The sequence below is a fragment of the Klenkia sp. AC732 genome, from assembly GCF_979256525.1.
This window is the reverse complement of sequence record NZ_CEEDOS010000004.1, coordinates 43,660-57,677: the sequence shown is the minus strand read 5'-3', so window position 1 is coordinate 57,677 and position 14,018 is coordinate 43,660. Positions and strand designations below refer to the sequence as shown.

Here is a 14,018-nt window from a genome sequence, read left to right as displayed (position 1 = left end):
TCCTGGCCTGGGAGGTGGGGGGTGCCGTCAGTCACGGGTGACGTCCAGCGGCACGTCGTGGTGCCGGGTGACCACAGCGGTGACCGCTGCGACGAGCAGGGAGAGGACGGCCAGCACCCAGAACGCCTGGCGGAGACCACCGACGCCGGCCGCCACGGCGGAGATCAGGACGGGGGCGGCGAACTGACCCAGGTACAGCGCTCCCGTCCACGCCCCGGTGCCCCGTCCACGGTGGTGGAAGGCGAGCTGGTTCACCGACCAGGTCAGCAGGGTGGGCAGCAGCATCCCGGTGCCGAGGCCGGAGAGGACGGCGCCGACGACGATCACCGGCACGGTCGTGGTGCTCGCCACGAGCGCGAAACCGAGCCCGGTGAGGCCGAACTCCAGTGGGAGCAGCGTCCGCGGGGTGCGGTGGGCGTTGGTGGCGAAGGTGAGGCAGCCGGCCGCGGTGGCCAGCGCCATGACGGCGCTCACCGCACCGATGCTCGCCGGGGAGGACATGCCCGCACCGGTCAGCAGGAACGACAGCTCCACGATCAGGGCGAAGAACACCGTGCCGCCGGCCAGGGTGACCAGGCACGGCACCAGCAGCCGTCGCCACGGCATCGGCGCGGCGGCCACGGCGTCCCCGGTGCCCCGCGTGTCCCCTGCCTCCCGCGTCGCGGTGGGCTGCCAGATGAGTGCCACGACCAGGACGGCCAGGAGCAGGGCGACGGCGTAGAGCCAGAAGGGCGTCCGCCAACCCACGCTGCCCAGGGCCCCGCCCACGAGCAGGAAGACGGTGGCCGCCAGCGCGGTCACGAGGACCTGCAGGCTCAGGTACCGGCTGCGCTGCCGACCCGACCAGTAGTCGCCCAGCAGCGTGGTCGCGCAGGTCATGATCGCGGCCTCGAAGACCCCGACGACCACGCGACTGGCGATGATCGAGGACAGGGTCGTCAGGTACAGCGGTGCGGTCCCGGCGACGGCGTAGCCGACGAGGGCGACCACGAGCAGGCGTCGGCGGTCCAGCCGGTCGACGACGAACCCGGCGAAGGGCGCACCCAGCCCGATGAGCAGCGCCGGGATCGCGAGCATCACGGGGACCAGCGTCCCCACGCCGGGTGTCGCGGCGAACTCGGCGGCGATCTGCGGGAGGACCGGTGCGATGAGGACGGCCCCCAGGGGGGACATGCAGGAGACCGCGAGCAGGAGGAGCAGCTGGCGGCGACCGGCCGTGCGTGGGACGCCGGCCGTCGTCGGGGCGGGTGCGGTGGTGCTGTGGGACATGTCGGGACCTCGTCGTCCGGTGGGCAGGGCGGGATCGCCGGCCCGGGTCCGGGTCGGCGTGGTGGTGGGGTGGTGCGGGAGGGCGGGTCAGCGGAGGAGCTGGTCGGCCGTCCAGTCCGCGGTGAGGGCGTTGCGGCCGGCGGAGTGGCCGTAGAGGGTGTGCTCGCCGTCGGGCCACACCCGGACCATCGTGGTGCGCGGGTCGGCCCCGACGGTGAACAGCTCCTGCTGCTCCTGGGTCACCAGCGGGTCGCGGCCGCCGTGCAGCACCAGCAGCGGGCAGCGGACCGGGGCCGTCGAGCCGTCGAAGGCCAGCGAGGCCAGGACCTGCGCCAACCGGTCCAGGTCGTCGGTGCCGGTGGCGGCCAGGAGCTGCTCGCGGGCAGCGCGGAACTCCGGGACGCCCGGGGCGGGCGGCCCGCCGTTGACCACGCAGGCCCCGACCCGGTCGTCGGAGGCGGCCAGCAGTGCGGCGAACAGGCCACCGAAGCTGTTGCCGTGGACGCCGACGCGGTCCCCCAGCGCCGGGTGGCGTTCGACGACGTCCAGGAAGGCCCCGAACCCCGCCGCCACGTGTTCGTCGACGTGCAGGCCGTGCTCCAGGCGGGGCACGCCCTGCCCCGGGCCCTCGGCGAGCAGGCAGGCCAGCCCGCGGCGGGTGTAGGCGTCGGCGACCCCGAGGAAGCTCGCGCCCCAGCCGGACATGCCGCCCCACACCACGACCGTGGCGTCCGCCGTCCCGGACGGCGGCAGGCACAACCAGCCCGACAGCTCACCACCCCGGTACGGCACGACCACCCGCTCCATCGCCGGTCCACGCAGCGTGGCCACCCGGGCGACAGCCTCGACGTGGGCGCGGTAGAGGTCACGCTTGCGGTCGTCGTCGGCGTTGAGGGCCAGCTGGGCGACGGTGAAGGCCGCCGCGGCGAAGCCGGCGGCCTCGGTCGCGGTGACCGGATGGCCCATGTCCGCGGCCCGTCCCGAGCGCACCCGCTGCGCCGTCCCGAAGGACTCGGCCACGGTGGTCCAGTCCTCCCCGCCGGCCGTGCGGGCCAGCAGGGCGCGGGCCTCGGCCGGGTCCATGCCGTAGTCGACGAGGCGGGTGGCGGGCGCCGCCCGGTGCATGGCCGCGGTCGCCGGGTCCAGCTCCGTCGGGGGCACCGTGCCGGTGGACGGCGCGGTCACGACAGGACCGCCGCAGCCGACGGCGCGGACACCGCGGCCCGCAGGTCCAGCACCAGCGCCTCGACGTCCGCCGGGGACGACGCGGTGCCGAACAGCACGAAGTCCGGCCGGGCCAGGTAGGCGCACGCCCCCAGCTCGTCGAGGTAGCGGGTGTGCACGCCGTCCAGGTCCACGACGTCGGCCCCCAGGTGCACCACCCGGCAGCCCAGTCGCCGCAGCACCGCGGCGGCCTCCTCCCCCAGCACCACCGCGGGATCGGCGGTGGTGACCAGGACGAAGCCGGGCCCGACGACGTCGTCGAGCAGGCCCGTGGCCGCACCCGTGGAGACCCTGCCCTGCGGCACGAGTCCGCCGACGCCCTGCTCCGGCCCCTGCCCGGGCCGGAGGACCCCGCTCAGGAGCGGTGGCATCGCCGGGGGCGGGGGCGCCGAACCGGTCCGGAACGCCTCGTCGCGGTGCGCGGCGGCAGCGGGGTCGTGCGTGTTCGCCACCCCGCCCAGGCCCACGGACATGTGCACCAGGGCGGTGGCGTGCGGACGGCGCTCCTGCTCGTAGGTGTCCAGCAGGTCGTCGGGCGCCTCGCCGCGCAGGACGAGGTCGAGCTTCCAGGCCAGGTTCGTGGCGTCGCGGATGCCCGAGCACGCCCCCTGGCCGAGGTAGGGGGGCATGGTGTGCGCGGCGTCGCCGGCGAGCAGGACCCGGCGGTCCCGCCACTGCTGGGCGACCCGGGACTCGAAGGTGTAGACGATCTGCCGGATGACCCGGACGTCGTCGGGCCCCAGGCCGTGGGCGTCGCGCAGCAGTTCCCAGACCTTGTCCGGGTGCTCGAAGTCGCTGGTGGCCTCGCCGGGGAGCAGCGCGAACTCGAAGCGCTGCCGGCTCCGCCCGATGCCCATGTACATGTGCCCGCGGGCGGGGTCGCAGTACTGCTTGCTGACGCCGTACTCGGCCGGCGGGGCGGTCAGCCACTCGGTGTCGAAGTTGAGCCAGCGCTCGTTGAAGCCGTGGTCCTCCCGCCCGATGCCCAGCAGCTCGCGGACGGCGCTCTTGCTGCCGTCGGAGGCGATCACGTACCGGGCCCGGACGGACTGCTGCGAGCCGGGGCCGGCCGCCTTCCAGCGCTCGAGGTCCAGCTCGACGTGCTCGGCGGTCTGGGTCAGCGCGGTCACCGACCACCCCTGCCGGACGTCGACGGCGGGGAGGGACCGGACGCGGGCGTCGACGGCGTCCTCGACGTCGGGCTGGTACATCGAGATGTGGGTGGGGTAGCCCATCGTGCCCACGGTCGCCGGCAGGTGCAGCAGCTCCTCGTCGGCCCCGTTCACCCAGCGGTACTCGACGGGGGTGGAGTCGGCCAGCGCTGCCGCCACGTCACCACAGGCCTGTACCGCGCGCGCCGTCTCGTCGTCGATGTGGGTGAACCGGGGCAACCCGTACAGCGAGGGCCACCGCTCGCACACCAGCACCCGGTGTCCGAGCCGGCCGAGCAGCGACGCGGCCGCCATCCCGGTGGGCCCGTATCCGATGACCGCCACGTCGTAGACGTCGTCCACGCCAGCCTCCACTCCTCGAGTACCGCCTCCGTTGGCGGCGCTGCCGTGGCGTGCACCACAGCAAATGTGAGGAGAGGTTCACAGAACAGCGACGGAGAGTCAAGAGCTCCCCCGCCGCCCCGGGTCAGGAGGGTGGTGGCCCCAGCAGGTAGCCGGCCACGGCGGCCTGCAGCTCGCGGACGAGCGCGTCATAGGGCAGCGGCCGCGCCGACTCCAGGAACTCCCCCTGCACCACACGGTGGGCGCACGTGGCGTACGTCAGGCGGTGGGCGAAGTCGATGGCCGCCTCGACGTCGCCGTGGTGGCGCAGGGCGGGCGCAGCCAGCATGACGGTGTCCCGGAAGACCCGGCCGCCGGCGACGCTGGCCTGGGAGCCGGTCGCGAACACCGCCTCGTCCTGGGTCCCCAGGAGCATGAACACCCGCAGCAGGGGGGCGTGGGCCTCGAAGGTCCAGGCCACGCCGGAGACCGCCGTGTCGATCACCTCCCGCGCAGTGGTGGTCGCGTCCAGGCCGGTGTCGGCGACCCGCTGGGCGTACTCGGCGCGGAACGCAGCGGTGAAGTGGGCCTGCAGCACGGCGAACAGCCGCTCCTTGTCACCGAAGCGGCGGTACACGCTGCCCACCGCGACGCCGGCCGCCTGGGCTACGGCGGCGATCGTCAGGGCGCCAGCACCGCCCTCCTGGAGGAGGCGCAGCCCGGCAGCGACGATCTTGTCGACGGTCTCGCGACTCCGCGCCTGGACGGCGGGCGGAACGAGGGGAGCGCTCGGGTCGGACACCGGGCGAGCCTACGTTCGCCTGTCACACCGTCCCGATCGATGTGAGCTGATGTTCACATCGAACGGCCGTTCCCAAAGGGACGAGCCGCGTGACGGGGGGTGTCCGGGTCGGCCACCCCAGGGGCGAGCCGGACCGCGGGGTGGCCGACCGGACGACTGTCGCGGACGCAGCACCTCCCGGGTGCCACCCCGGTGGCCCACCAGGACCACGCACCGGGTCAGGGGTCGTCGGTGGCGCGGGAGTCGGTGAGGGAGAGCGCGCCGTACGTGGCGAGGACACCGACGACGCCGACCAGGACCAGGTAGGTGGTCCGCTCCCCACTGGAGGAGGAGTGCACGAGCTCGGAGGTCCAGACGCCGGCGGGCAGCGTCGAGGTGACCAGCGCGGCGATCATGGTGCCGACGATCGCCGTCCCCAGGCTCGAGCCGACCTCCTGGGCGGTGTCGTTGAGCGCGGCGCCGATGGAGGTGCGGTTCGCCGGCATCGCCTCGACCAGGGCGACGGCGCAGATCGTCATGATGATGCGCAGGCCCGTGGTCAGCACGACCATGGCGACGGCGATCGCGGGGTAGCCGTGCTCGACGGCCCAGGCCATGCCCAGCAGGGACACCGCGAGCAGCACGGCGCCGGTCAGGCAGGCGGTGCGGTGCGGTGCCCGGAGCGTGCGGCCAGCCACTCCGAGAGCGGGGTGGCGGCGAGCATGGTGATGATCAGCGGCAGGTCGGCCAGGCCGGCTCGCACCGGGCTCCAGCCGTAGGCGTACTGGAAGTGCCGGATCAGCCCGAACAGGACGCTGGCCATGGTGATGGCCGCGGCCATCTGGGTGATGGCCGCGCCTCGCGCAGGTCCCGAGGCGAACAGGCGCAGGTCGAGCATCGGGAACTCGGTCGAGGGTCAGTGCAGGGAGGCCAGGAACCTGGCCACACCGTCCTCGTCGTTGGTGTCGGTGACGTCGGTGGCGGCGGCGAGCACGTCGGGGTGCGCGTTGCCCATGGCGACGGCGCGACCGCCGCCGTCGCGGACCCACTCGAAGGCGGCGACGTCGTTGGGCATGTCCCCGAAGAAGACGACGTCGGCGGCGGTGAGCCCCCGCTGGGCGCAGACGTCGGCCAGGCCGGTGGCCTTGGTGACGCCCTTCGCGGAGATCTCCACCAGCGCGTCGGAGGAGGAGTTGGTGACCGTCGCCAGGTCACCGACGACGTCGTCCACCAGCGCGATGAACTCCTCGCGGGAGAGCTGCTCGTGCCGGGCCAGCAGCTTGGCGACCGGCTCGGCGACCATCTCCTCCAGGGTCGCCTCGGCGACGCCGGCGGCGTTGACGTCCCAGCGCGGCTGGTACACCGGCTCGTGCCGGAACTCCAGGCCGTACTCGACGGCGAACCAGGTGCCCGGCTGGGCCGCGCGCAGGCCCGCGGTCACCCGCTGCAGCACCTCGACGGACACGGTGCGCTCGTGGGTGACCTCGAAGGCCCCCAGGTCCAGCATCACCGCCCCGTTGCAGCACACCGCCGTCCCGGTGGGGACCACCTCGCGGATGGCCACCATCCAGCGCGGCGGGCGGCCGGTGGCCAGCACGAACGGCACCCCGGCCTCACCCCAGCGGGCGATCTCGGCCAGCGTGGCCGGTGCCACGGTCTCGTCGCTGCGCAGCAGCGTGCCGTCCATGTCGCTGGCGATCAGCCCGGGCTTCCAGTCACTCACAGCGCCAGCGCCTCGAGGTAGCGGGCCACGCCGTCGACGTCGTGGCCGCTGGTCCGCGCGGTGGCGACGGCCGCGACGGCGGGGTGCGCGTTGGCGACGGCGACCGACCGGCCCCCGGCCTCGTTCACCGCGGTGATCATCGGCAGGTCGTTGGGCATGTCGCCGAACACGACCACGTCGGACATCGCGACGCCGAAGCGCTCCAGGGCGATCGCCAGGCCGCTGGCCTTGGTGATCCCCGGCGGCAGCACCTCGATGAAGCCCAGCCCGGCGTGGGTGACCTCGGCGGACGACGGGTCGGTGACCGAGCGGGCCAGCGACAGCAGCTCGTCCTGTCCCAGCGTCAGCGAGCGCAGGAAGACCTTGAGCACCGGTCCGTCGGGCAGCACCTGGTCCCGCGGCAGCAGGTCGGCGGGCTCCGGGTAGGGCCAGTCGAAGCCGTGCTGCACCCGCAGCGGGGACAGCGCACCGCTCTGGGTGGCGGCGTCCTCGACGGCGACGACGAGCTCGCCGGTGACCGCCTCGATGGCGGCGATGGCGGCGTGCGCCTCGTCCCGGGGCAGCCCGACGGTGCGGAGCACCTCGTCGTCGGCGGGGGTGTCGCCGAACGCGACGACGAACCCGCCCTGGGCCAGGACGCCGATGCCGCGCCCGCCGAGTGCGGTCCGCACGCTGTCCAGCAGCCGGGGCCCACGGCCGGTGACGCCGACGACGGGCACACCCGCGGCCCAGCTGGCGTCGATGGCGGCCCGGGTGCGGTCGCTGACGACCCCTTCGCTGGTCAGCAGGGTGCCGTCGAGGTCGGTGGCGACCAGCCTGGGCCGCCACGGCCCCACGTCGCCGAGGTCGACGACGAGGTCGCTGCCCTCGCCGCCGCTGTGCTTCGGGAGGGTGTTGGCGGCGCGGGCCGGGATGTGTGCGGTCACGCGGTCGGTGCTGCGGTGGGCACCAGCGACATGCCCGGCGTGAGGACGGCGTGCCCGCCCAGCCAGGGGCGCAGGGCGGCCGGCACGTGCACCGAGCCGTCGGCGCGCTGGTGCACCTCGAGCAGGCAGGCGATGGTGCGGGCGATCGCGCACAGCGTGCCGTTGAGGGTGGCGACGGTCTGCGGCTTGCCGTCGGCGTCGCGGGAGCGGATCGAGAGGCGGCGGGCCTGGAACGTGGTGCAGTCCGAGGTCGACGTCAGCTCGCGGTAGGTGCCCTGGGTGGGGAACCAGGCCTCGATGTCGAACTTGCGGGCGGCACTGGTGCCGAGGTCCCCGGCGGCGATGTCGACGACCCGGTAGGGCAGCTCGAGGGCCTGGAGGAACTCCTCCTCCCACTGCAGCAGGCGCAGGTGCTCGGCCTCGGCGTCCTCGGGGGCGCAGAAGCTGAACATCTCGACCTTGTCGAACCAGTGCACCCGGATGATGCCCTTGGTGTCCTTGCCGTAGGACCCGGCCTCGCGCCGGAAGCAGGAGCTCCAGCCGGCGTACCGCTTGGGCCCGGCCGACAGGTCGAGGACCTCGTCGGCGTGCATGCCGGCCAGCGCGACCTCCGACGTCCCCACGAGGTACAGGTCGTCGCGCTCGATGCGGTAGACCTCCTCGTCGTGCTCGCCGAGGAAGCCGGTGCCCTCCATCGCCTTGGGCCCGACCAGGGCCGGGGCCACGACCGGGGTGAAGCCGGCCGCGACGGCGCGGGTGATGGCCAGCTGGGCCAGCGCGAACTCCAGCAGCGCGCCCGGGCCGGTGAGGAAGTAGAACCGGGAGCCCGACACCTTGGCGCCGCGCTCCATGTCGATGGCGCCCAGCGCGGTGCCGATGTCCAGGTGGTCGCGGACCTCGAAGTCGTAGGTCGGCACCTCGCCCACGGTGCGCAGGGTGACCGCGTCGTCCTCACCGCCGGGCGGGACCTCGGGGGCCACGACGTTGGCGATCGCCAGGTGCGCGGTGCGCAGCGCCTCGTCGGCGGTGCGGGTGGCCTCCTCGGCGGCCTTGACCTCGGCGGCCAACGCCTTGGCCCGCTCCAGGACGGCGGGACGCTCCTCCGCGGTGGCCTTCTTGACCGCCTGGGAGGCGGCCTTCTGCTCGGCGCGCAGGTCGTCGGCGCGGTGCACGGCGGCCCGACGGTCGGTGTCGGCCGCGAGCAGGGCGTCGACCCGGGACTCGTCGTCCCCCCGGGCACGCTGGCTGGCGCGGACGAGGTCGGGGTTCTCGCGGACGAGGCGCAGGTCGATCACAGGGTCGATCGTAGGAGGCGGCGTCCCGGCGGCACCGAGTGCGCAGCCATGCCGGTCGTCACGTCCCGGTGACCGGCACGGCTGCGCACTCGACGGGGATCAGCGGGAGAGCGCCGCGGCCACGGCTGCGGCGAAGAGCTCGGGCAGCTCGATGCCGGCGGCGCGGGCCATGGTGGGGATGACGCTCTGCCGGGCGAAGGAGTTGTACAGCCCGGCCTCCAGGAACCAGGGGACGCCGTCGGGGTCGACCCGGAAGTCGAACAGCGAGTAGTCCCGGCAGCCCAGCGCGACGTGCGCGGCCCGGGCGGCCTGGTGGACGGCGGTGGTCACCGGGTCGGCCGGGTCCACAATCCAGACCGTCGGGGTGTCCTTGGCCATCAGGCCCAGCTGCCCGTCGTCGGAACGGCGGATCTTGTCCTCGGCGCTGCGCACCTCGTGCCCGGCTGCGAAGCCGTACTCCTCCAGCGGCAGGGCCACCAGCTCGCCGTCCCGGACGACGATGCCGCAGCGCACCTCCCGGCCCAGCGGCACGAAGTCCTCGACCAGCGCCTGACCCGACTCCGCCCAGGCGGCGGCCAGCGCGGCCCCGTACTCGCCGGCCGAACGCACCAGCGTGACGCCGACGGAGTTGTCGCCGTCCACCGGCTTGACGACGACGGGCGGCGCCAGCGTGGGCGCCTCCCCCGGCGACAGCACCTCCCCGGCCGGCACCGCGACCCCGGCGGCGGCCACGACCGCGCGGGCCCGTCCCTTGTGCGCGCCCAGTGCCATCAGGTCCGGCGGGTTGCCCACGTAGGTGATGCCCAGGGTGTCCAGCAGCGCCCGGACGTGCGTCATGCCGGGGATGCAGAACATCTGCGGCAGGGCGACGTCGACGTCGAGGTCGACCAGCCGGGCGACGGCCGCCCCGATGGGCAGCGGCTCGGCGTCGGGGAGGGCGTCCAGCGAGGTCGGGAACCGCCACGACCCGTCCGGCGAGACGTGCGCCAGGACCATCTCGTACCGGGCCGGGTCGGCGACCGAGGCCAGGCAGTCCGCGGCGTACAGCCGGGACAGGTCGTCGAAGAAGGCGCTGGTCGGCGACCCGACCAGGTGCAGCACGCGCAGTGTCATCAGTCCCCCGCCGGCTGGACGAGCTTGCCGATGTTGAAGTCGATCCGCATCCACGCCCCGCGGGCCAGCAGGCTCCGCACCAGCAGCACCGGCACCTGCACGTGGTGCAGCACGAGGTGGGGCAGCGGGTCGGCCCGGTCGAACACGGCCTCCTTGCCCTCCCGGACCACCCGCCAGCGCTCCCGCGCGGTCCGCGGGGCGCTGATCGCGCGCCACAGCTCGTGGTAGAGCCAGTAGGTGGGACGGCTGGTGGGCAGCGGCTCGAGCGGGGTGTCGCGGGCGTGCAGGTAGGCGTCGGCCAGCCCGGGGTGGGCCGGGTGGTCGTGGAACACCGTGATCGCCGAGTGCGTCCGCGGGTTGCACTCGATCGCGTAGGGCGTGCCGTCCTCGGCCACCAGGAAGTCGAAGGACACCTGGCCGCTCAGGCCCAGCTCCCGGACGAACGTGGACACCCACTCCCGCACCCGGGGCAGGTCGACCTGGGCGTAGTTCACCTGGAACGCCGAGGACGGGCAGCAGCACCACACGGTGATCTCGCCGTCCCGGGCGGTGGAGTGCGTGCAGACCTCGTCGCCGGTGACGAACTCCTGCAGGATCCAGGGGTTGTCCGGGGTGATCGGCTTGCCGGCCAGGAACGCCTCCGTCGCCGCGCGGGTGGGCAGTGGCAGTGGGGTCAGGTCCAGCCGGTGCACCGGGTCGTAGGCGATGGACTTCAGCACGTAGGGCCTGGTCGCACCGGTGAAGTCGTGGTCGAGGACCTGCTCGGGCGAGGTCACCAGGTGCGTGTCCGGGACGCTGAGGCCCAGCGAGGCGGCCAGCGTGGTGAACCGGTGCTTGTCGTCCAGCGTGCGCACCTGCTCGGCGTCCAGGCTCAGCACCTCGCACTCCCCGGCCAGCAGCTCGGCCGAGGCGGCGTCGAACTCCGAGGCCACCGGCGAGCAGACCGGCACGTACAGGTCCACCCCCTCCGCCCGGACGACGTCGAGCAGCGCCTGCGCGTAGCCGGGGTCCCGTGGGTCGGGGACGACGTGGAACGCGGACACCGCGCGGGAGAACCGGTGCCCGGTGAACCGGTAGGTGGCCTTCTCCACCAGCACCACGCGGTGCCCGGCAGCGGCGAAGGACCGGGCCAGCTGCAGGGCCTTGGTCATCTTGCCGCCGCTGATCAGCACGGTCCTCGGCTCGGCCGCCGGCACCGGACGGCGCGGCCGGGTGGTGACCAGCGCGGCCGCCGTCACCGCCAGGTCGACCGGCAGGGTGAGCGTCAGCGCGGCCAGCGCACCCAGCGAGCGCCAGGGCGTCGGCCGCGGCCGGGCGGCCGGGGTGGCGACGGCGGTCAGCGGCCCGACCCGTCGTCGGCGGCGGCGGCGGCGGCGGCGGGGCCGTAGTCGGCGACCATGCCGCGGTGCATCACCCGGTCGCCGACGACGACGGAGTGGTCACCGCGGTGCAGCACGCAGCCGTTGTCCCACATGACGACGTCGCCGGGCGCCCAGGCGTGCGCCAGGCTGTTGTCCTCGCTGGTCGAGTGCGCGTACAGCTGCGCGACCAGGTCGGCTGCCTCGACGTCGTCCAGGCCGCTGACCGCGGCACAGCGCTTGGGCGTGGACAGGTACAGCGCCGTCCGGCCCGACAGCGGGTGCGGCCGCAGCACCGGGTGCTCGGCCTCGGTCTCGTCCTCGGCGGTCAGCAGCGCCGGGTCGATGCCGGTGACGACGTGCCGGATGCTGCGGCCCTCGACCCGCTCGCGGAGCTCGGCGGGCAGCGTCCTGGCGGCGCGGTACTGGTTGGTGAAGACCGTCTCCCCGCCCTGCGAGGGGATCTGCACCGCGCGCAGCGCCGTGTAGGCCGGCGGGGTGGACAGGTAGGAGCTGTCCACGTGGAAGGTGCTGCGCGGCGGCTCCGCCCGGCCCACGTTGCTGATCACGTTGAGGTCGGGGAACCCCTCGACCGGGGTCTCCCCGGCGGTGAAGGCCAGCGGCCCGAAGGACTGCAGGAAGGCGAGGAAGACCTCGTCGTCCACGTGCTGGTCGCGGAGCACGACGACGCCCCGCTCGGCCAGCAGTGCCCGCAGCTCGGCGACGTCGGTGTCGGTGGCCGCGGCGATGTCGAGGTCGGTGACCTCGGCACCCAGGGGTTCCCAGGTGGTGGTCTGCACAGCAGCTCCTCAGGTGTCGGTGCGGCGGATCAGGGTGATCCCGTCGCGCAGCGGGACGAGCACCTGCTCGACCCGGGGGTCGGCGGTGACGGCGGCGTTGAACGCCGCCACGGCCTCGCCGTTGGGGGTGGCCGCCCCGGTCCAGGGCTGGCCCTGCATCAGGGTGTTGTCCACGGCGACCAGGCCGCCGGGGGCGAGCAGGTGCCCGTCCAGCAGCGTGGCCAGGTAGTCGCCGTAGCCGGCCTTGTCGGCGTCGATGAAGACCACGTCGAAGACCTGCCCCTCGGCCGCCAGCGCGGTCAGGGTCTCCCCCGCCGGGCCGACCCGGACGTCGATGCGGGCCCCGGCCGAGGACTCCGCGAAGCACTCCTGGGCGAAGGCGGCGACGTCGGCGTCCAGCTCGCAGGCCACCACCTCGCCGTCGGCGGGCAGCGCCTCGGCCATGGCCAGCGCCGAGTAGCCGGTGAACATGCCGATCTCCAGCACCCGCCGGGCCCGGGTCATCCCGAGCAGGAAGGACAGGAACCGGCCCTCGACGTGCCCGGAGAGCATCTCGGCCTCCAGCGAGCCGGTCCAGGCGGCCGAGCGGGTCCGCTCGGCCAGCCTGGCCAGCGCCGGGGACTCCGGCGAGGTGTGCTCCTCCAGGTAGGGCTCGAAGCCGACCGCGAGGTCCCGCAGGGCCTGCAGCTCGGCCGCGAGACCCGCGTCGACGCCGTCCAGCCGGTCGGCGACGTCGTCGAGCCGCTGGGCCAGGATGCCCAGCGGGGTGACCGGTCGGAGCCTGCTCACCGGTGCCACGTCAGGCGGAGACGACGGGGCTGGTGCGCGGGACCATGAACGCGTCGATCCCGGCACCGCCGCGGGGCAGCGCGGAGGCGACCTCGCGGTGCAGGGCGAGGGTGGCGACGAGCTCGTCGTCGTCGACGTCGTTCATGAACGTGCACTCCCCGATCGGCTTCGGCGCCGCGGCGCGGAGCAGTCCGTCACGGGTCTGCAGGATCGACCTGGTCGAGTCCCGGAGCAGGTCGTCGGTGAGGTACGGGCTGTCGACGGTGAGACCCAGCCGGCTGAAGAGGGCCAGCACCCGGTCCCGGTCGGCGACGGAGATGTAGCCGCGGGCCGCGGCCAGGGTCGCCGAGTAGGCCATGTCCACCGAGATGGCGTGCCCGTGGAAGTAGGGCACCTCGGGGGTGAGCTCCAGGGTGGGGCTCCAGGTGTGGCCGTAGGCGATGACCCGGTCCAGGTCCAGCTCGGCGAGGTTGGGCACCTCGAGCTGGAGCATCGTGTCGATCGCCTCGTCGGTGACCTGGTCGGCGACCTTGCGGATCTCCGGGGTGCCGTCGAGGTGGCCGAAGCGGGTGCGCAGCAGGTCCTCGCCGTGCTCGTCGAGCAGGTCGAACACCGTCCGGTTGGCCACCACGGCGATCTTGATCAGCTCGGCCATGCCGTTGCGGACCTGGTCCTCGGCGAGGCTGGCCAGGAAGGAGAAGTCCAGGAAGACCGTGGAGGAGGCGTGGTAGGCCCCGAGCCGGTTCTTGGCCTTGCCGTGGTTGACCGCGACCTTGATCGACACGCTGGCGTCGATCAGCCCGATGAGGGTGGTGGGGATCCGGATGTAGGGCGTGGACCGCTTGTAGGAGGCACACGCGAACCCGGCGACGTCGGTGACCAGGCCACCGCCCACCACCAGCGGGGCCTCGGTGCGCAGCAGGCCCCAGGCGGAGAACGCGTCGACCAGGCGCTCGAGGGTGCCCAGCGTCTTGTCGGTCTCGGCGATGGCCACCGGGATCACCGTGAGGGCGATGCCGTGGTGGTCGAAGTAGGCCTGCATCGCCTCTCGGTGCAGGGCCAGCACGTTCTCGTCGACGACGGCCAGGCAGCGACCGGCGGCGCGGTAGCAGTCGGCCAGCTGCGGGTTGTGCGGGGCGAAGACGCCGTCCACGGGGACGAGGCTGTACTCGGTCTTCTGCACGGCCTCGACGTGGAATCCGCCGGCGGTGCGGGTGACGGTGGAGCTGACGGTGCTCATGCGGTTC

At 73.8% G+C, this 14,018-nt stretch carries 14 protein-coding genes; all 14 read right to left on the bottom strand.

Translation table 11 applies throughout. The features are described 5' to 3' along the window. Positions 1–27: 27 nt before the first annotated feature. Positions 28–1,269 carry an MFS transporter gene (locus AC0IVP_RS02890; RefSeq protein WP_471754400.1) on the bottom strand — a complete coding sequence of 414 codons (1,242 nt, stop codon included), beginning with the start codon at positions 1,267–1,269 and terminating at the stop codon, positions 28–30. Between the two features lie 87 nt (positions 1,270–1,356). Further along, complete coding sequence (locus AC0IVP_RS02885) at positions 1,357–2,454, bottom strand: alpha/beta hydrolase family protein (protein WP_471754398.1); 1,098 nt, start codon at positions 2,452–2,454, stop codon at positions 1,357–1,359. Further along, positions 2,451–4,007 (bottom strand): bifunctional 3-(3-hydroxy-phenyl)propionate/3-hydroxycinnamic acid hydroxylase MhpA, encoded by a 1,557-nt coding sequence (gene mhpA / locus AC0IVP_RS02880; protein WP_471754396.1) that lies wholly within the window; start codon positions 4,005–4,007, stop codon positions 2,451–2,453. Before mhpA ends, AC0IVP_RS02885 begins: the two co-directional genes overlap by 4 nt. Positions 4,008–4,131: 124 nt before the next feature. Then, a complete protein-coding gene (locus AC0IVP_RS02875) occupies positions 4,132–4,788 on the bottom strand; it encodes a TetR/AcrR family transcriptional regulator (RefSeq protein WP_471754394.1) in 657 nt (218 codons plus the stop codon). A gap of 218 nt (positions 4,789–5,006) precedes the next feature. After that, the gene (locus AC0IVP_RS02870; protein ID WP_471754392.1) at positions 5,007–5,465 is read right to left on the bottom strand and encodes a hypothetical protein; all 459 of its coding nucleotides are present in this window, start codon (positions 5,463–5,465) and stop codon (positions 5,007–5,009) included. Beyond that, positions 5,420–5,665, bottom strand: a complete 246-nt coding sequence (locus AC0IVP_RS02865; protein ID WP_200938755.1) for a hypothetical protein — start codon at positions 5,663–5,665, stop codon at positions 5,420–5,422. The genes AC0IVP_RS02870 and AC0IVP_RS02865 overlap by 46 nt, the downstream gene beginning before the upstream one ends. Positions 5,666–5,683: 18 nt before the next feature. Next, positions 5,684–6,490 carry an HAD-IIB family hydrolase gene (locus AC0IVP_RS02860; protein WP_056291365.1) on the bottom strand — a complete coding sequence of 269 codons (807 nt, stop codon included), beginning with the start codon at positions 6,488–6,490 and terminating at the stop codon, positions 5,684–5,686. Continuing rightward, on the bottom strand, positions 6,487–7,416 hold the full coding sequence (locus tag AC0IVP_RS02855) for an HAD family hydrolase (protein WP_471754390.1): 930 nt from the start codon (positions 7,414–7,416) through the stop codon (positions 6,487–6,489). Before AC0IVP_RS02855 ends, AC0IVP_RS02860 begins: the two co-directional genes overlap by 4 nt. Next, the gene (gene serS / locus AC0IVP_RS02850) at positions 7,413–8,711 is read right to left on the bottom strand and encodes a serine--tRNA ligase (protein WP_056291360.1); all 1,299 of its coding nucleotides are present in this window, start codon (positions 8,709–8,711) and stop codon (positions 7,413–7,415) included. Before serS ends, AC0IVP_RS02855 begins: the two co-directional genes overlap by 4 nt. A 99-nt stretch (positions 8,712–8,810) precedes the next feature. Then, positions 8,811–9,824, bottom strand: a complete 1,014-nt coding sequence (locus tag AC0IVP_RS02845; protein WP_471754388.1) for a D-alanine--D-alanine ligase family protein — start codon at positions 9,822–9,824, stop codon at positions 8,811–8,813. Further along, positions 9,824–11,062: an ATP-grasp domain-containing protein gene (locus tag AC0IVP_RS02840; RefSeq protein WP_200938754.1), complete on the bottom strand. Its 1,239-nt coding sequence runs from the start codon at positions 11,060–11,062 to the stop codon at positions 9,824–9,826. The genes AC0IVP_RS02845 and AC0IVP_RS02840 overlap by 1 nt, the downstream gene beginning before the upstream one ends. Positions 11,063–11,160: 98 nt before the next feature. Beyond that, entirely contained in the window at positions 11,161–11,982 is an 822-nt protein-coding gene (locus AC0IVP_RS02835) for a TauD/TfdA dioxygenase family protein (protein WP_471754386.1), read from the bottom strand. Positions 11,983–11,991: 9 nt separating this feature from the next. After that, positions 11,992–12,771, bottom strand: coding sequence for an O-methyltransferase (locus AC0IVP_RS02830; protein WP_200938753.1), 780 nt, complete (start codon positions 12,769–12,771; stop codon positions 11,992–11,994). 10 nt (positions 12,772–12,781) lie between these two features. After that, positions 12,782–14,011: a sedoheptulose 7-phosphate cyclase gene (locus AC0IVP_RS02825; RefSeq protein WP_056291352.1), complete on the bottom strand. Its 1,230-nt coding sequence runs from the start codon at positions 14,009–14,011 to the stop codon at positions 12,782–12,784. Positions 14,012–14,018: the final 7 nt, after the last annotated feature.